The following is a 17,217-nucleotide window of genomic DNA, read 5'->3' on the forward strand; positions in this document are numbered from 1 at the left end:
TATGAGATTGCCTCCGAAGCATTTGAGAGGGTCAACCGGACCGTTTGCGGAAAGGTATTTAACCACGACAGGATGCATCTCTTCACTTGTTCGTTCTATGGTTGAGGAAGGTTTCCAGACAAGGATATTGCGATGACCCGATTGATCATGCTGGCCGCTCTGGCCCTTGCCACGGCGGCTGATGCGCAGACCCGGATCGATGTCCAGCGACCAGATGCACCTGAGCAGGCTGCCTATGGCAGCTATGCAGTTGGAGTTCGGACACTCGAGCTGACCCGTCCCGATCTGGTGGATGTCACGGCCATAGCGGCGGATGCGCCTCTCTCCGACCCCCTGCCTCTCACGGATCGTCAGCTGGTCACGGAAGTTTGGTATCCGGCCGGCGATGGAGCGGACGGGGCAACGACGATGGACGCCTATCTAAGAGATGGCAGGACCGTTGTGACACTGGCGGGACTGGCCGTGCGCGATGCCAAACCTTCCGGCGATGGGCCTTTTCCGCTGGTTATCGTCAGCCATGGGTATCCCGGCAATCGGTTCCTGCTGGCGCATCTGGCTGAGAATATCGCCTCGAAGGGGTATGTGGTCGCTTCGATCGATCATCAGGACAGCACCTATCGCGATCAGGATGCGTTCGGATCCACGCTCGTCCACCGGCCGGGGGATCAGGTTTTCGTGCTTGAGGAAATGGCGCGACTCGATGCGGAGGTTGGATTTCTCGAAGGACTGGTCGACGCCGAACGCACGGCGATTGTCGGATATTCGATGGGCGGATACGGAGCGGTGATTGCTGCCGGTGGCGGCGTCTCCGAGGCTGCGGTTGATCTCTCGTTCGGGGCGCCTCATGGGCTGCTTTCCGTCAACCGAAGCGGCGCAATCGAAGCGCCTATGGATCCGCGCATTCAGACGATCATTGCCTTCGCCCCCTGGGGCCGGTCGCGCGATGTCTGGACAGCCGAAGGGTTGGGTGGGGTAGCCGTTCCAACATTTCTTATCGCTGGATCGCAGGACGACGTGTCGGGTTACGAAGATGGCGTGCGCTTGATGTGGGAAGAGATGACCGGTACGGATCGTGCCCTTCTGACATTCGAACATGCAAACCATAACGCCGCTGCGCCATATCCTGCGCCAGATGTCAGCTATCAATTCGACGAGGAGCTCGGTTTCGCTCCGTTCGAGCATTATGCGGATGCGGTTTGGGACACGACCCGGATGAACAACATCGCGCAGCACTTCGTGACCGTCTGGCTCGATGCGTATCTGCGGGGAGAGGCGGAGGCCGTTGGCTATCTCGACCTGATCCCGGTCGCGGAAGAAGGCGTCTGGGCCATGGACGAGAGCGGCAATCAGGCTGAGGATCACACGTACTGGAGGGGGTTTGCGAACCGGACTGCAAAGGGACTTCGGTTTGAGTGGCTGCGCGCCGGGGAGTGATTGGCCCTGGCGCGAAACATGGCTGGCGCCGCATCGGCGCCAGCCAGTTCAGCATCAGTCCACTAATGCTGTGCGCAACAGCGGCGTGATCCGGCGGACCGTGGCGCGGCGGTTCTCCCGCTCGGCAACCTGCGTCCGGATCTTGAGGTTGGACTCGCCATAGCCCTGAACGATCATGTTCTCGGGTGGGACATCGAAATACTCTGTCAGAGCGAGCGCGACAGATTCCGCCCGCCGGTCAGAAAGGGCAAGATTGGACGTCGCCGATCCAACCGCATCCGTGTGCCCTTCGATCAGAAAAACCTCATAGGGATTTTCTGCGATGACAGCGCTCATCGTATCGCCGATTGAGATGAGATCATCCACCTCACTAGCCCGGATCGCGGCAGAGCCGGTATCGAATGTCACCGCGTCCAACTCGATCACGGGCATAAGCTCGCGAACAGCGCGAATCTGGCGGATTTGCTGAAGCGTAAAGCGCCGGTCGAGCGCCTCGATCTCTCGGGCAAAGAGAGCTGCGCGCAACTCCTCTTCGGTTGCGGTCTCAAGAGAAATACTGCGGTTCTCGACGGTGGGCAGTTCGGTGACCTCAACAGGTTCGGCCTCGGATGTATCATCGAACAGCAGGATCTCTGTGCCATCAGGAAGGATCCGCGACCGGCGAAGGACCTGCCCATTCGCTGCCCGGATTGTGACGACCTGAGAGCCATCTTCGCGATTGACGCGTTGCAACGTCGATCCGTCGTCGAAAGTGCGCGTTGAAACCTCGACACCGGGCTGGCGCAGAAGGGCATTGTCGTCTTTCAGGACGTAAAATTCACCATCATTCCGCTGAACGACGACACGGTCGCCGGTATTGGAAACGACACGCTCGTTCTGGCCGATGATCTGGTCCAGAACGACAAGACCTGCAGCGCCAAGCGCAAACTTTTCGAGGTTGGACAACCCGTCCTCGTCATCGTTATCGCTGCCGCTTGCAGATGTTTCGAAGTCCTCGTCGCTGGACCGCGTCGTCTCCTCGGTTACGACCTCGGTCTGTACATCACCTTCGTCAAGCGCCGCCTCGGTCTCGACCTCCGCAGTCGCTTCAGCCTCAGGGGTCTCGTTGGCGGCAGCGGTGCTCTCCTCGGTATCCTCCTGAATAACCTCGGGTTCTTCGGTCGCGACCTCGGTTTCCGTCGATGCCTCTGTATCTGTCTGCGCCTCGGAACCTTCGGTGGTATCCTCTTGCGCCGTGCTTTCCTCCGTTGCAGGGTCGGGCGCTTCCGTCTCGACCGTGTCCGTTTCGGGAGCAGTTTCTGTCACGGTCTCATCGGATGCCTCGGTCTCACCTTCCTCAACCGGTATCTCCTCGGCCGTCTCGGCTGGAGCCTCCTCTGTGGGCTCAACTGGCGCCTCTTCGGTTGGTTCGGCGTCTTCCACCACCTGATCGTCCGAAACGGCATCGTCAGTCGCGACCTCGTCAGCAGGTGTCTCCTCTGTCTCGGGCGATGCGTTATCACCTTCCTCCGTCACTATAGATGGCTCGGGCGTCTCGACGACGGCATCGGGATCAGCGGGCTCGTCCGGTTCGGGGGCTGGATCTGTCTCGGTTATCACCGCTTCGGGGTCAGCCGCCGTATTGCCCTCCGCGGGTTCGGCGGGAGCCACCATGTCCTCGGCAGGGGTTGGATCGGCAGGAGCGGGCTGAACCGTCTCGGAGCCGTCGGCAGCCGTGTTTCCGTCCGCGGGCTCGTTTCCTTCGGCGGGCACATCACCCTCGGCGGGGATGGCATCACCTGCTGGCTCTGCGGGCTCTGCGGGCTCTGCCTCTTCCAGGATTTCAGCTTCAGCGCCGGCCTCGGTTCCTTCCGCGCCTTCTTCGCCGTCTTGCGTTTCGAGCAGAAGTTCGCAATCCGCTTCGGAGAGATCCTCCGGGCATATATCCGCCGTCTCGGGAGCCGCTTCCTGCGCATAGCCCAAGGTTGGCAGGGCAAAGCCGAGGCAGAGCAGGAGAGCAGTGGTCGATTTCAATGAGATCTTGCGCATAGGTCGCCCTTTCCTTGTCGGTGTTTGCCACCGTTCTGAAAAGAAACGACGATTTGCCGGGGGTGGTTCCCCCGGCTTTCCATGTCGATCCAGATCGGTGTTCAGCTGCCGACCGTGATCCAGCGCAGAATGAGAAAATCATCCGCGCGCTGCGTCAGGTCGACCTCTTCGCGGGCACCCCAAAGCAGCGGTTGGACGTAGAGCGGCACATAGGCCACCTCGTCCTGAATAATACTCGCAACCTCATCAAGCATCTGCTGACGTGTTGGCTCGTCGATCTCGGATTGGATCAGGGGAAGGAGCCGGTCGACCTCAGGGTTGGAAAAACCTCCGAAATTCCAGCTTCCCAGCTTAGCTTCGGCATCCGGTGTTGCGGCAAGAAAGCGGATGGGATGTTCGGCGTCGAAGGTGCCGGGAGACCAGCCCAGAAGGTACATATCGAAGTTGTCTTCGCGCAACTCGGGCCAGTAATTACGGACCGGCATAGCATCGAGCTGCGCGTCGAGACCGACCTGAGCGAGCATCGAGGTAATAGCCTGGCAGACGGCTTCGTCGTTCAGATAGCGATCGTTCGGGCATTTGAGACTGAAGGAAAATCCGTCCGGATAACCCGCTTCCCGCAGCAGGGCGCGCGCGTTTTCGACCTGATATTCGGGGCGAGCAGCAAGAGCCTCGGAGTAGCCGCGCATCGCTGGCGAGACAAGCTGGGAGGCGGGTTCTGCGTTACCGCGCATGATCGTTTGAAGGATAGCAGGCACGTTGATGGCTTGCGCAATCGCTTGCCTAACCTTTTGATATGTAAAGGGGTTCGCATCGCCTTCGTTCTCGCCCCCCGTCAGGGTTGCGGCCTCCAGAGCGAAGCCCAGCATGATGACCCGCGCCTCGATCCCCTGGATGACCTTAACGCCATCTGCCTGCGAAAGCCGCTCGGCATCCTGGATCGGAACCGGGTTGATCAGATCCACATCCCCCGAGAGCAATGCAGCAACGGCGGTGGCGGGATTTTGGATCGGAGTGAAGGTGGCGCGGGTGATGTTGCTGTCCATCTCGCCCCACCAGCCGTCAAACGGTTCGAGAACCGTTTGCAGGCCCGGCTGGCGGTCGGTGAGGCGGAAAGCGCCGGTGCCGTTGGTGTTGAGCGTGGTGTAGCTTTCGCCTTCCTTATTGGGGCGCGTGGCATTGTTGGCTTCGGCCCAGCCGCTGTCCATGATCATCCAGTTGGCGATGCTGTCGGGGAAGATCGGATTGGGGGCGGTGGTGTAGACATCGACGGTGAACTCATCGACCATTTCCATCCGTTCAACAGGAGCGAACCAGCTGGATGTGTCGGCCTCTTCCGAGCTGGCGCGTTCGTAGGAGAAGATCACGTCTTCGGCGCTAAAGTCCTCTCCTCCATGGAATTTTACGCCTTCGCGCAGGATGAAGCGCCAGCCTGCGCCGCCTTCGATCGGCTCCCAAGAGGTGGCCAGAGCGGGTTCGATCCGCATCTCCTTGTCGCGGCGTACCAGGCCTTCGTAGACATTGTTCAAAAAGCCCAGAACCGGCGCGGCATTGACCGCATGGGGATCCATCGTCTGGGGATCGGTAGTGCCGGCCCAGCGGAATTCCTCGGCGGGAAGCTGTGTCGCGAGACAGGTGGCGGCGATAGACAAGATCAGACGCATGGCGAACTCCGTTCTTTCGGGCGTTGGGAAGGATGTGTCCGGACGCCGATGCGAATCAAGGGTTAACATGGACAATTCCTCGAAATCGGGGGTTCGGTATCCCGTCGGTATCGTGTCGGTATTCCGTCAGTGGATTTTCGGAATGATCTTCGGTTGACGCATCGTGCGTTGCGGCTTGTGCGAAAATCAACGGACACTCAGGATTTGGCGGCTGTGTGGGTTGAACTGCCCGGGCTCAAAGTGACGGAGCATCTGCCGCCGGGCGGATTGCGGGGAAGCTGACATTGACCCTCCTTGCTCGCTACGGGACGAAGATCAGCCCGGTTGATCGGTCTTGTCCGCTGGACAGGGATACAACCGGTGCGAGCCTCCTTCGGGTCAGATCGGCTTCGGCCAACGCTTGTGCGCGTGGGTCGGGCCAAGTTGGACATCGCGATGCGATAAGCTGTCAGTCTTCTTTTGCGTCAGTTCCGCGTGACGTATGGGTCAGCGATTTCTCTCGTTTCTTCAGGGAAAGGCCGCATTCAGCCATCATTGTGGGTTTTACGATCAACCACGCGAGCTTCCAAGGCGGGTAAGATTCGCAGGCCAAGCTGGTCCTGTTTGTCTTTCGTCAGGAAACCAAATTCGGTTTCGGTTGTTTTGGACGCAGTCGCGGTGCTCATCTCGGGTGTTGCTATCCTCCTTTTTGGAAAGGTTTTTGCGTGCCCCCCAAGAAGAGAACGTTCGGCATTGTCGGGCTCGGCAATTTTGGCAGCACGGTCGCCAAGGAACTGGCGCGGTTCGGCAATCATGTGATCGGGGTCGATCTGAATGAAGCCTCCGTGAGCAATCATTCCGAGATCGTCGATCAGGCCTTGATCGTAGATGCGCGCGACGATGCGGCCTTGCGCGAGGCGGGCCTGTCGGAATGCGATGTGGCCTTGGTCGCGATGGGCTCGGACCTTGAAGCGAGCATCGTATCGGCCATCAATCTCAAGATGATCGGGGTGCCGCTGGTCTGGGCCAAGGCGAAGACGAAGACGCATCACCGCATCCTCAGCAAACTGGGCGTCGACCGTGTTATTCACCCGGAAGTTGAGGTTGGCAAACATATCGCGCAGGTGCTGCATAATCCGCTGGTCCGGGATTACGTGAGCCTCGGCAACGGCTATCACGTGGTGAATTTTCAGGTGCCCGAAAGCCTAGAGGGCAAGAGCCTCAACAGCCTTGATTACCGGGACGAGTACGATCTGCGCTGCATCGGCGTGATGCGCGGGACGGATTTTGTCGGTCAGGACGGCGCGGAATGTACGCTGCAGAAGGACGATCTGGTGCTGTTGCTGGGGCAGAGGTCGAACCTGCGCAGCTTTGCGTCGAGCCTTTAACGCATGGTACGCCGTCCGATCGGAGTGCCGACCCGCAAAGGCTGGGATCTACCGCCGCCTGCCGTTCTGGCGCTGCTTTACCTGACATTCATCCTGATCGGGACGGTGCTGCTTTGGCTACCGATCTCGAACCATGGCGAGGTGACGCTGGGCGATGCTCTGTTCACGTCGACCTCGGCGGTGACGGTGACGGGGCTAATTGTTGTGGACACGGCGACCGCATTTACGGTGTTCGGCCAAGCGGTGATTGCGTTTCTCATCCAGTTGGGCGGTTTGGGTCTGATGACCTTTGCGGTGCTGGTCCTGTCGGCGTTGGGTATTCAGATCGGGATGCCGCAACGGCTGATCCTACGCGAGGATCTGAACCAAACAACGATGAGCAATCTGACGGTTCTGGTGCGGATCATCATCGTGCTGGCGCTCGCTTGCGAGCTGGTGGGGGTCGTCTTTCTCTCGTTCGTCTTTATTCCGGATCATGGCTTTGGGATGGGCCTGTGGCACGCGATTTTCCACAGCATTTCCGCGTTCAACAATGCCGGCTTTTCAACCTTCAGCGACAGCTTGATGGGCTATGTGGGAAGTCCGACGATCAATCTGACGATTACGATCATGTTCATTCTGGGGGGTCTGGGCTTTATCGTGATCGGCGATATTTACCAAAAGCGTCGTTTCAAGAAGCTTACCCTGCACAGCAAACTGATGCTGATCGGAACGCTGTTTCTGATCCTGTGGGGCTGGCTTCTATTCGCGGCTCTGGAATGGAGTAATCCGGGGACGCTAGGCAGTCTGGAGACCACCGGGGAGCGGATCTGGGCGAGCTGGTTCCAGGCGGTGACGCCCCGGACGGCCGGGTTCAACACACTTGATACCAGCGCGATGACCGAAACGGGGACGCTTCTGACGATTATGCTGATGTTCGTTGGCGGAGGCAGCACCTCGACCGCGGGCGGGATCAAGGTGACCACGCTGATCGTGCTGATCCTGGCCACCATCGCCTTCTTCCGCCGCCGTTCGGAGTTGAACGCCTTTGGGCGCAGCTTGGGCCTGGAAGAGATTATGAAGGTGCTGGCGCTGACGACGGTCAGCATCCTGTTGATCCTGACGGGCCTTTTCGTGACGTCGATCACCCATGACGGACCGTTCATCCATCTGATCTTCGAGGTTGTGTCGGCCTTTGGCACGGTGGGCCTTTCGATGGGCGCAACCGGGGAGTTGGACGGTCTTGGACGGGCCTTCATCATTCTGATGATGTTTCTCGGACGGGTCGGGCCGCTGACGATCGGATTTTTCTTGGCGACACGGTCGCTGCCACGGGTGAAGTATCCGAAAGGCCAGATTTATCTGGGGTGATTTTCGATTCTTTCAGCCATGGGGTTATGTCGCTTCGGGGCGGCGTGATCGGGCGAGCGTCTGAGGCAGGCCGGTCATTTTGAGAGCGGTGGTTTCCTTTTTGGGTAGGGGGCATCTCGATCATTGCGCTAGTGAGACCGATTTAGTCTGCTCCTCTATATGATGGTCGGCAGATCGGCTGAGCGAGTGTCAAGGTTAGCTCGGTCAGACATCGAGATTTATCGTTCTCAGCATAAGGGTAGCTTTGGGTTTTCTGATGCTTTCGAACGAGAGCAAATGGACCAGACCATGCGGTTCTAGTTCACGATGAAATCCGCATGAAGCGCACCTGCCGATTTCATGTTCTTCAGGATATCGATCATGTCCCGTGTCGATACGCCCAGCGCATTCAGTCCGGATATAACTTCGGACAGGGTGGTTCCGTCGGGGATCTCCGCGAGGCCTGTTCCGACTTCCTCTTCAAGACCGACCCGTGTTCGGGGAACGATGACCGTTTCGCCTGGGGCGAAGGGATTGGGCTGCACGACTTCTGGCGCCTCCTCCACGCGGAGGGTCAATCCCCCCTGGCTGATCGCCACGCGTGAAATTCGCACGTCTGCTCCCATGACGATTGTGCCGGAGCGTTGGTCGACCACGACCCTCGCCTTTCGTTCCGGTTCGACAAGAAGATTTTCGATCCTGCCCAGCGCGTGGGCAGGAGAGCGCATTCCGCTGCGCGCGATGTCGAATGAGACCGTCCCCGAGTCCAGCATCACCGCGACGCGGCGCCCGAATTCGCGGTTTATCACGTTTTCGATCCGCGCAGCTGTTGTGAAGTCCGCCGTTCTCAAGGCAAGGCGGACGTCCTGAAGGGAAGAGAGATCAAAATCGATCTCCCTTTCGACCCGCGCGCCAGCGGGAATGACGCCTGTAGTTGGAACGCCTTGAACCACACGCGCCCCATCGCCTTCCGCTTGAGCCCCTCCCGCAATCAGCGGACCTTGCGCCACTGCGTAAATATCGCCGTCCGCTGCATTCAATGGCGTCATGATGAGCGTTCCGCCAAGCAGGCTGTTTGCGTCCCCGATAGCAGAAACGGTTACATCGATCTGGCTACCCGCACGTGCGAAAGGCGGCAGCGTCGCCGTCACGATCACAGCCGCCACATTCTTTGGCCGCACCTGTTCGCCGGTGATATTGACGCCAAGCCGTTCGAGGATATTGGACATGATTTCTTCGGTAAACGGGGAGTTTCTCAACCCGTCTCCGCTCCCGTCCAGACCGACGACCAAGCCGTAGCCCACTAGGTCGTTGCCTCGAACTCCATCAAATTCCACGAGGTCCTTCAGGCGGATCGGGCCGGCTGAAAGAGGGGCCGCCATCGTCATTGCGAGGCCGATGATGGCGAGGATATGGATCAGCGGCGTCATCAGATGTACTGCGATAGCGAGAGGCGGGAGAGGCGAGCCGTCAATGTATAGTGAAGCTCGAGCTGGATCTGCATTTCATCAAGAGCGGAGGCGGTCGCAAACGGATCGGCCTCCAGCAGTTCTGTTCGGGAGATCTGAAGGGCAGTGTCTTCTGCGGCTATTCTCACCGCGATTGTCTCCAGTTTGAACTCTTCCCGTCCGACTTTTTCCTGTAAGCCGATCATGCCCCGCTCAGCCGTTAAAAGACTGTCGACCGCGAGTGTGACTGCTGAATTCTGCTCCGCCGGATCGGCAAAGCCGCCGTGAGTTGATGAAAGGACCGCCATAGCAAGACCTGCAAGCGTCTCACGAAGGGCCGGATCGCTTGCAAGAACGCTGGCTTTTACCTGATCTTCGCCTTCCAGCACGACGGGCGCGCGGGGATCGGTCGAGCCCAGATAGGCTGTCGCTTCGAAGCCGCCGCCTGCATCCTTGAACCACGCGTCTATACCGGCTTTGAGATCTGCGGCTGAGGCCGCGCCCGCGACTGCGGATGTCAGGTCGGCAAGGATCACATCGGCATCAACAAGCGCTGCTCCGCTGACGTTGTCGCCTGCAAAGAGGGACGTTCCGGCGACGGAGCTGTTCAAGGCCGAGACAGTTGCTGTGAACGCGTCATATGCAATGTCCGAGAGTTGCATGATATCCGCCGCAGATCGCGGCGCAGGAACCTGAAGAACCTCCCTTGCGACACCGCCGGTCTGGGATGTCACACGCTCCAGCGCAATCTGGGTGGCTTCCAGCAAGCTTTTCGTTTCATTGGCCGTCTGGGTGAGCGCAGAGAGACGCGATAGAGTGGTTTCGAGATAACCGGCGCGGCCCAGATCGCCTTTTTCGCTTGCGGAGACGTCCGAGATTTGGCCGCTGGAGAGTTCAGCTGTGAGGCGGTTGAGGTCCGTCTTAAGCGCAACGTTCTGGCGGCGCGTCATGAACGTTTGCGAGAGATCACCGATGCGGTCCATTCAGCATCCTCCTAGATTTCAATCAATGTTTGGATCAGGGCGTCGATGGTCTGGATCACTCGCGCATTGGCGGCATAATTCTGTTCGACAAGAAGCAGCTGCTGCAGCTCCGCATCTGAATCAACGCCGTTGGCAAGCTCTGCCGCCTTGAGGGTGTCGGCGCGGGCAGCGGAAAGGCTTTCGTTTCGCTCGGCGGCCAGGCGCAGGGACGCGATGTCCGATACGAGACTGGTCGCGATCCCAGCAGCGGTATCTGCTTGCGTGCCCGGAAGGATCGCGCTGCGAGACGACAGGGCGCTGGCAAAGCCGTTCAACTGGCGAGCATCCCCCGCGGCCCCTGGCGCTATCGCGTCAAGACCATCCCTAAGGACCACGGACGAAGCTACGATCTTGGCGTTGACGGAAAGCCGCCCGGCAAGTCCCGTCAGATCCGCGAGATCGACGGCGCCTGACCCGTCGAGAAGAATATCGTTGGCACCCGGAGCATCCGGCGAACTTGCGGGTGCGCCGGTGAGGCGCGCGGCGACCTCGGCAGCGGCGGCGTCAACGGAGCGTTGAAGGCTGACAGTTGTCTCATCGCGAACCTGAAAGGCGGCGGAGAGAGATCCCGCAGGCGGGTCGGATGGCAGCTCAAACGGCAGACCGTTCATTGTGAGGACGTCCAGCGTCCCGTTGGTCGCAGAGAGATCGGCCGTCATCGTCGAGACGGGGTCAAACTCGAAACGGGTGGCTTTGCCGTCGATCAACAGCGCGCCGGTTTGGGACATCAGCGCGATCCTTCCATTGTCCCGAACAAGTTCACGGACAGGAACGATCTCGTTCACTTCGTCAACGAGCATCTGCCGCTGATCGAGAAGCGCATTCACGTCAAGGCCATTCGAGCCGGATCGTTGAATATCGGCATTGATGGTTTCGATCGCGCCAAGGGCCTGGTTCAACCGCTCGACCTGCTTCGAAATCGAGGTTTCCGCATCGAGGCGGATCGTCTGGACGCCATCCTCGATCCGGTTAAATTCGCGGGCAAGATTGACAATCGCATCGGCGGCCCCGTCCAGACGCAGTTGAGAGGACGGATCGGACGCGGCCAGTCTGAAGGCCCCTTCAAGATCGTTGATCCGGTTTGCCAAATGGCCGCCTGAAGCTGGATCGCCCATGAGATCTTCGAGGCGGGAGGCCGCCTCCCGCATGGAGCGATCCGAGCTGAGCGCACCATCGGCGATGCGGCGGTCGGCCAGCAGGGCAACATCCACGTTGCGTGAAATGCCGACGACCTGCACGCCAGCGCTTGTGCCGCCATAGGCTTGACCGGTCAGTTCGATCGATCGGCGTCCGTACCCATCGGTCAGGGCGTTGGCGAGGTTTGACGAGACCACCTCTGCCGTGCGGGATGCTGCTGTCAAACCGCTGAGCGCGTTGGCCATGGACTGGGTGATGCTCATCTTCGTCTCCGCCTCCTAGGGGGGGGCTATCGCTTGATATTGGTGGTTTCCTGCAACATCTCGTCGACCGTCTGGATGACCTTGGCGTTCGAGGAATAGGCGCGTTGCGTCTGGATAAGATTGGTCAGTTCGCTGGCGACATCGGTTGTCGATTCCTCGCGGGCGAAGCTTACGACATCGCCGGTCGGGCCATCGCCGGCATCCCACAGGAAGATCGAGCCGCTGGCCTGGGTGGGAGAGTAGGTTTGGCGGTCCAGCGCGAGCAGACCGTTGACGTTGGGCACATCGACCAGCGGGATCTGGTAGATCGTTCGGGTGATGCCATTGTCGAAATTAGCGTAGACAAACCCGTTCTGATCCACCTCGACCGAGGTCATGTTGCCGACGGGCGATCCATCCTTGTTGATCGAGACCGGCGCGAAACTGTCCGAGAGCTGCGTCAGTCCATCCGCTTCACCGATCCGGCCGATATCGATGGAGAGCGGGCCGCCATTCACGGTGATATCGATCTCTCCGGTTGCGGGATTATAGCCGCCGCCGCTGATGGGCGTGACGCTTTGCAACGTGCCGCCCTGGCTGCGACTGTCATCGAAGGCCAGGGTGTATTGGCCGACGACCGCATTGCCGGACGCCGAGTCGCGAAGGGTCAGTGTCCATTCGTTGGAAGAGCCGCCCGGAGGGGTTGCGGGGATCGTAGGCGAGAATTCCAGGGCGAGGTTTTCGGAGGTTCCAAGGTTGTCGTAATATTCGATCGATAGCACCTCGGGATCGCCCGAGGCGGAGGCATCCGTTTCGGTTGCGGGCAGGTTGATACCAAGCGTCATCCGTGTCGTCGGCTCGCCCGCGAACTGGTTGGCGGCAATCTGGATCGGTTCCAGACCGACTTTGGTATCGCGCGAAAAGTTCGGCAGTGTGCCGTCCGGTTCTGCCGGCCAGCCCATCAGGACCAGACCGTCTGTCGTCTTGAGGTACCCCTCGCTATCGGTGCGGAAGGATCCTGTCGTCGTCAGCAAAAGCGGCGTGTCGCCGTTATCGACGCCGACTGCCACTTCGGTTGTGACCGGAAGAAGGCCCCGGCCCCGGACGGCAAGATCCGTGGCGTTGCTTGTGGTCACAAGCGAGCCGCGTTCATCGATCAACCGCTGCGTTGTCGTTCGCACGCCGCCTGCGGAATAGGCACCTGTGCCGCTTTCGATAACCATCGACTGGAAATCGGCGGTCACACGTTTGTAGCCGTAGGTCGAGGAATTCGCGATGTTGTCAGAGATCGTGGACAACCGGCTTGCATTCGTGGCGAGCCCGGCCACACCGGCATTGAGAGAGGATGAAATCGTCATCGTGGTCCCTTTTGACTATGTCGGCGCTGGGCCGCTTTTGTTCTTTCTATAGGCCGCGCCTTAACGCGGCCCTAACGCCGGATCGGCTCATCCGTCCGAGCGAAGCAGCACCAGTTCGATGCGATCGTTTCGGATCGATAGAGGGTCGATCCCGTAAAGTTCGCGGTCCGCATGGCCTGTGACCCGAGCGAACCGGGCGTCTGCGATCCCCTCTCTGCGCAGGAGATCATGCATCCGCTCGGCCCGCGCGACTGAGATCGGCCAAACGCTTGGTCTTGCGATGACGATCGGTTCGGCGGCGACATGGGCGCCAACAGCGACATCGTTGCGAACGAGCGAAAACGCCTCTTCCACGACATCGGTAAGCGCGAGCAATACATCCGTCGGCTCTTCCGTTCCGGGCCGGAATAGAGGCGCCTCGGGCAGAGAAAACAGTTCTACAATCAGGCCTTCATCGGTGACGCGCGTGACGATGTGGGCCAGAAGATCATCGGCGATCCGGCTTTCGCCGCCGCTGCCGGTGAGCATCTCCTCGATCTGGGCGAAGGCCGCGGCGGTGCTGTCGCCCGCCTCGATCGCGCCTGTTGCGCGGTCGGGAACCTCACCGTTAAAGGCCAGATCCTCCTCCGCCATGACGCTGTCGCCGCCCATCGCGCCGGAGCCGCCGCCTGAAATCCGGTTGATCGGGATCGTGGGAGAGAAATAGTCCGCGATACCCTTGCGCTGTTTTTCCGTTGTGGCGTTGAGCAGCCACATCAGCATGAAGAAAGCCATCATCGCGGTCACGAAATCGGCGTAGGCAACCTTCCAAGCGCCACCATGGTGACCGTCACCGCCGACCACTTTCCTGCGCTTGATGATGATGGGCCGTTCATTGGTCTTGGCCATGTCTTCGCTCCGCATGGTTCGGTCAAAGGCTTACCCCCCAGGAATGAACCCGAGCTTAATCTTTAAAATACGATCCATTCGGTCACCTGCTTGCATCGCCCGCCGGATCGGCCATGCTAGGCTGGTCAATCTCACAGGGAGATCAGAAATGACTTACAAGACACTCACACTTGCCACGGCGCTTGCGGCAACGACCGCACTGGGCGCCAGCGCCGAAACGCTCCGCTGGGCGCGCGCGGGCGACAGCCTCACACTCGATCCGCATGCGCAGAACGAAGGCCCAACGCATACGCTGGCCCATCAGATCTACGAGCCGCTCGTGATCCGCGACACCCAAGGCGTCTTTGAGCCCGCCCTCGCGACCGACTGGGCGGTCAAGGAAGACGATCCGAATGTCTGGGTCTTCAACCTGCGTGAAGGCGTGACCTACCACGATGGCGCCGAGATGACGGCCGAAGACGTCGTGTTCAGCTTTACCCGGGCGAAGTCGGAAAACTCCGCGATGAAGGAACTTTTGAACTCCGTCGTCGAAATCCGTGCGGTGGATGATTACACGGTCGAGTTCGTCACCGACGGGCCTAATCCGATCCTACCCAACAACTTCACCAACCTCTTCATCATGGATAGCGGCTGGGCCGAGGCGAATGACGTGGTCGAGGTGCAGGACATCGCAGGCGGCGAGACGACCTATGCCGCCTCGAATGCCAACGGAACCGGTCCCTACACCCTGGTCAGCCGCGAGCCCGATGTGCGTACCGTTCTTGAGCAGAACGCCGACTACTGGGGCCTGGGCGAGTTCCCGATGGAAGTGACCCGGATCGAGTACACCCCGATCCAGAATGCCGCGACGCGCGTGGCTGCTTTGCTTTCGGGCGAGGTCGACTTTATCCAGGACGTGCCGGTGCAGGATCTCGACCGCGTCGATGGCACTGATGGCCTTCAAATTAAGGCGGCCCCCCAGAACCGGACGATCTTTTTCGGCATGAACATGGGGGCCGATGATATCGAGGCCGATGACGTGGACGGTGCCAACCCCTTCGCCGATGTGCGGGTGCGGCAGGCGATGAACATGGCGATCAACCGCGATGCGATCCGCCAAGTGGTGATGCGCGACCAGTCCCAGCCGACGGGCGTGATCATGCCCCCCTTCGTCAACGGCTGGACCGAAGCGCTCGACGCTGTGCCTGAAGGCGACATGGATGCCGCCAAGGCGCTGATGGAAGAGGCAGGCTACGCCGACGGTTTCTCGGTCACGCTCGACTGCCCGAATGACCGCTACATCAACGATGAAGGCATCTGCCAGGCTGCGGTCGGCATGCTCGGCCAGATCGGCATCACGGTAAACCTCGACGCCAAACCCAAGGCGCAGCACTTCCCGCTGATCCAGAACGGTGAGACCGACTTCTACATGCTGGGCTGGGGCGTTCCGACCTACGATTCCGAGTATGTCTTCAACTTCCTTACCCATACGCGCGGCGACGAGCGGGGAAGCTGGAACAATACCGGCTACTCAAGCGAAGAGGTCGATGCCATGATCGTCTCGCTGTCCTCCGAAACCGATCTGGAGGTCCGGGACGCGACGATCGCGGAGATCTGGGAGGTGATGCAGTCGGAGACGCTGTATCTGCCGGTCCATCACCAGGTTCTGAACTGGGGCATGCGCGGCAATGTCGGCACTGAAGTCGATGTCGAGGATCAGCCGAAGTTCAAGCACTTCTCGATGCAGACGTCGTAAGCGGTACGATATCAAAGGCCCCGCTGCATGATGCGGCGGGGCCTTTTTTTTGCGCTCCGTCTTTCGGGACCGTGTGCAGTTGGCGGTGTCGTTCTGAGGCAGCCAAAAGCGCCTAGCGCAGGTCTCAGAGCGGTGTGGGGTGGTTTGCGGTGAGTTTGCCCTTCCGGGCAGCAAGATCCAGAAGGCGTTTCAGCGCGACGAAGCTGGTGTTGAGACTGTCCTCTTCCCGGGCGGCGATGAACGCGTCGAGATCCTGAAAGGTCGCCATGGCCTCGTCGATGGAGGGATCGGTGCCGGCTGAATAAAGCCCTGCCTGTACCATCATTTCGGACCGTTCATAGACGGCGAGACGGGCGCGGGCGCGGGTCAGCAGATCGTTCTCTTCTTCGCTGGCCGCGGCGGGCAGGCAGCGTGAAACCGATCTGAGCAGATCGATGGCGGGGTAGCGGCCCCGTTCGGCAATCTCGCGATCGAGCACCACGTGTCCGTCGAGGACGCCGCGCAGCATGTCGGCCACAGGCTCTTCCATGTCCGAGCCTGCCACGAGGACGCTGAAGATGGCGGTGATGTCGCCTTGCTCCCCCGCTCCGGGGCCTGCGCGTTCGCAAAGCGATGTGAGCATATGAGCCGTTGAGGGAGGGTAGCCGCGCAGATTGGCGGCCTCGCCAGCGGCGGTCGCGGTCTCGCGATGGGCCTCGGCAAGGCGGGTGATCGAGTCGATGACAAGCAGAACCTGCCTGCCCTGATCGCGGAAGTGTTCAGCGACGGTCATGGCCGACAAAGCGCAGCGCTTGCGACGCTGGGCGTCCATGTCGGAGGTGGCCGCTACGATGACCGCGCGCGCCATGCCGTCCGGGCCCAGGACGTCTTCGATGAAGTGGCGAAGCTCGCGCCCGCGCTCGCCCACCAGACCGATCACGACGACATCCGCATCGACCTGTCGGCACAGCGTTCCCAGAAGGGTCGATTTGCCGACGCCGGAGCCTGCAAAAAGACCAAGCCGCTGGCCGCGTGCGATGGGCAGGAAGGTGTTGAAGACGCGGAGCCCCGTCTCCAGCCGGTCGCCCAGCGCACGGCGCGTAGCAGGCGGGGGAGGAGCGGTCACCAACGGGTGCGCAACGGGCCCCGCCATAAGCGGATCCCCATCGAGCGCGACGCCGTAGGGATCGACGATCCGGCCCAGCCAGCTGTCATCCACAGAGAGATCGGCCTGCTCCGCCAGCCGCATCCGCTGTCCAACCCGTAGACCGTTCGCGGGACCATCGGTCAGAGCCGATACGCAATCACCGGAGATCTCGAAAATATCTGCGCTGAGCTTTTGCGGGCCAAGAAGATGCACCCGGTCGCCCAGACGCGCAACCTCTGCCAGCCCACTGAGCGTGACCGATGCGGCGCTGACGGACACGATCCGGCCAACCGGATGATGCCGCTTCGGCACGCGGATGCAGCCAGTGAGATGGGTCAGATCGAGGTCGGTGGACGGCATGTCGATCCCTTTCGATGGCAAGACAACCCTTTCTTAGGGAATCGGGGTTAAGCGTTGATTTAGATTGATTGGGAGAGCC

The 17,217-nt window shown here is 60.3% G+C and carries 13 protein-coding genes; 4 read left to right on the forward strand and 9 right to left on the reverse strand.

Translation table 11 applies throughout. The features are described from left to right. Positions 1 to 132: 132 nt before the first annotated feature. Positions 133 to 1,434: an alpha/beta hydrolase family protein gene (locus AAD018_RS00265; RefSeq protein WP_367314139.1), complete on the forward strand. Its 1,302-nt coding sequence runs from the start codon at positions 133 to 135 to the stop codon at positions 1,432 to 1,434. Between the two features lie 54 nt (positions 1,435 to 1,488). Here AAD018_RS00265 and AAD018_RS00270 read toward each other — a convergent pair whose 3' ends face one another. The 3 genes from AAD018_RS00270 to AAD018_RS00280 form a co-directional block, all read right to left on the reverse strand. Continuing rightward, positions 1,489 to 3,462, reverse strand: coding sequence for an OmpA family protein (locus AAD018_RS00270; protein ID WP_367314138.1), 1,974 nt, complete (start codon positions 3,460 to 3,462; stop codon positions 1,489 to 1,491). A gap of 101 nt (positions 3,463 to 3,563) precedes the next feature. Beyond that, complete coding sequence (locus AAD018_RS00275; protein WP_367314137.1) at positions 3,564 to 5,126, reverse strand: ABC transporter substrate-binding protein; 1,563 nt, start codon at positions 5,124 to 5,126, stop codon at positions 3,564 to 3,566. A gap of 524 nt (positions 5,127 to 5,650) precedes the next feature. Beyond that, positions 5,651 to 5,962, reverse strand: a complete 312-nt coding sequence (locus AAD018_RS00280; protein WP_367314237.1) for a hypothetical protein — start codon at positions 5,960 to 5,962, stop codon at positions 5,651 to 5,653. Here AAD018_RS00280 and AAD018_RS00285 point away from each other — a divergent pair. Together AAD018_RS00285 and AAD018_RS00290 are read left to right on the forward strand one after the other, a co-directional pair. Next, positions 5,858 to 6,493 carry a potassium channel family protein gene (locus tag AAD018_RS00285; protein ID WP_367314234.1) on the forward strand — a complete coding sequence of 212 codons (636 nt, stop codon included), beginning with the start codon at positions 5,858 to 5,860 and terminating at the stop codon, positions 6,491 to 6,493. The two genes, AAD018_RS00280 and AAD018_RS00285, sit on opposite strands and share 105 nt — an antisense overlap. A gap of 3 nt (positions 6,494 to 6,496) precedes the next feature. After that, complete coding sequence (locus AAD018_RS00290; protein WP_367314136.1) at positions 6,497 to 7,843, forward strand: TrkH family potassium uptake protein; 1,347 nt, start codon at positions 6,497 to 6,499, stop codon at positions 7,841 to 7,843. Positions 7,844 to 8,139: 296 nt separating this feature from the next. On the opposite strand, the gene AAD018_RS00295 is transcribed toward AAD018_RS00290, so the two are convergent. From AAD018_RS00295 to AAD018_RS00315, 5 genes are all read right to left on the reverse strand, one after another. Then, a complete protein-coding gene (locus AAD018_RS00295; protein WP_367314233.1) occupies positions 8,140 to 9,210 on the reverse strand; it encodes a flagellar basal body P-ring protein FlgI in 1,071 nt (356 codons plus the stop codon). A gap of 41 nt (positions 9,211 to 9,251) precedes the next feature. After that, positions 9,252 to 10,253, reverse strand: a complete 1,002-nt coding sequence (locus AAD018_RS00300; protein ID WP_367314135.1) for a flagellar biosynthesis protein FlgL — start codon at positions 10,251 to 10,253, stop codon at positions 9,252 to 9,254. Between the two features lie 11 nt (positions 10,254 to 10,264). Beyond that, on the reverse strand, positions 10,265 to 11,692 hold the full coding sequence (gene flgK / locus AAD018_RS00305) for a flagellar hook-associated protein FlgK (RefSeq protein WP_367314134.1): 1,428 nt from the start codon (positions 11,690 to 11,692) through the stop codon (positions 10,265 to 10,267). Between the two features lie 26 nt (positions 11,693 to 11,718). After that, the gene (locus AAD018_RS00310; protein WP_367314133.1) at positions 11,719 to 13,029 is read right to left on the reverse strand and encodes a flagellar hook protein FlgE; all 1,311 of its coding nucleotides are present in this window, start codon (positions 13,027 to 13,029) and stop codon (positions 11,719 to 11,721) included. Between the two features lie 87 nt (positions 13,030 to 13,116). Further along, positions 13,117 to 13,917 (reverse strand): OmpA/MotB family protein, encoded by an 801-nt coding sequence (locus tag AAD018_RS00315; protein ID WP_367314132.1) that lies wholly within the window; start codon positions 13,915 to 13,917, stop codon positions 13,117 to 13,119. Positions 13,918 to 14,065: 148 nt separating this feature from the next. On the opposite strand from AAD018_RS00315, the gene AAD018_RS00320 reads away from it, so the two are divergent. Then, a complete protein-coding gene (locus AAD018_RS00320) occupies positions 14,066 to 15,652 on the forward strand; it encodes an ABC transporter substrate-binding protein (protein ID WP_367314131.1) in 1,587 nt (528 codons plus the stop codon). A 124-nt stretch (positions 15,653 to 15,776) separates the two neighbouring features. Here AAD018_RS00320 and AAD018_RS00325 read toward each other — a convergent pair whose 3' ends face one another. Beyond that, positions 15,777 to 17,138, reverse strand: a complete 1,362-nt coding sequence (locus AAD018_RS00325; RefSeq protein WP_367314130.1) for a FliI/YscN family ATPase — start codon at positions 17,136 to 17,138, stop codon at positions 15,777 to 15,779. Positions 17,139 to 17,217 lie beyond the last annotated feature (79 nt).

It is taken from the genome of Aestuariibius insulae (assembly GCF_040783535.2).
Lineage (GTDB): Bacteria > Pseudomonadota > Alphaproteobacteria > Rhodobacterales > Rhodobacteraceae > Aestuariibius > Aestuariibius insulae.

What these genes read in the sequence shown, in the direction of transcription:
- AAD018_RS00295 (WP_367314233.1), bottom strand. Translation starts at nt 9,210, where the DNA reads ATGACGATGGCGGCCCCTCTTTCAGCCGGCCCGATCCGCCTGAAGGAC.
- AAD018_RS00265 (WP_367314139.1), top strand. Translation starts at nt 133, where the DNA reads ATGACCCGATTGATCATGCTGGCCGCTCTGGCCCTTGCCACGGCGGCT.
- AAD018_RS00280 (WP_367314237.1), bottom strand. Translation starts at nt 5,962, where the DNA reads ATGATTGCTCACGGAGGCTTCATTCAGATCGACCCCGATCACATGATT.
- AAD018_RS00310 (WP_367314133.1), bottom strand. Translation starts at nt 13,029, where the DNA reads ATGACGATTTCATCCTCTCTCAATGCCGGTGTGGCCGGGCTCGCCACG.
- AAD018_RS00275 (WP_367314137.1), bottom strand. Translation starts at nt 5,126, where the DNA reads ATGCGTCTGATCTTGTCTATCGCCGCCACCTGTCTCGCGACACAGCTT.
- AAD018_RS00325 (WP_367314130.1), bottom strand. Translation starts at nt 17,138, where the DNA reads ATGCCGTCCACCGACCTCGATCTGACCCATCTCACTGGCTGCATCCGC.
- AAD018_RS00300 (WP_367314135.1), bottom strand. Translation starts at nt 10,253, where the DNA reads ATGGACCGCATCGGTGATCTCTCGCAAACGTTCATGACGCGCCGCCAG.
- AAD018_RS00315 (WP_367314132.1), bottom strand. Translation starts at nt 13,917, where the DNA reads ATGGCCAAGACCAATGAACGGCCCATCATCATCAAGCGCAGGAAAGTG.
- AAD018_RS00270 (WP_367314138.1), bottom strand. Translation starts at nt 3,462, where the DNA reads ATGCGCAAGATCTCATTGAAATCGACCACTGCTCTCCTGCTCTGCCTC.
- AAD018_RS00290 (WP_367314136.1), top strand. Translation starts at nt 6,497, where the DNA reads ATGGTACGCCGTCCGATCGGAGTGCCGACCCGCAAAGGCTGGGATCTA.
- flgK (WP_367314134.1), bottom strand. Translation starts at nt 11,692, where the DNA reads ATGAGCATCACCCAGTCCATGGCCAACGCGCTCAGCGGTTTGACAGCA.
- AAD018_RS00320 (WP_367314131.1), top strand. Translation starts at nt 14,066, where the DNA reads ATGACTTACAAGACACTCACACTTGCCACGGCGCTTGCGGCAACGACC.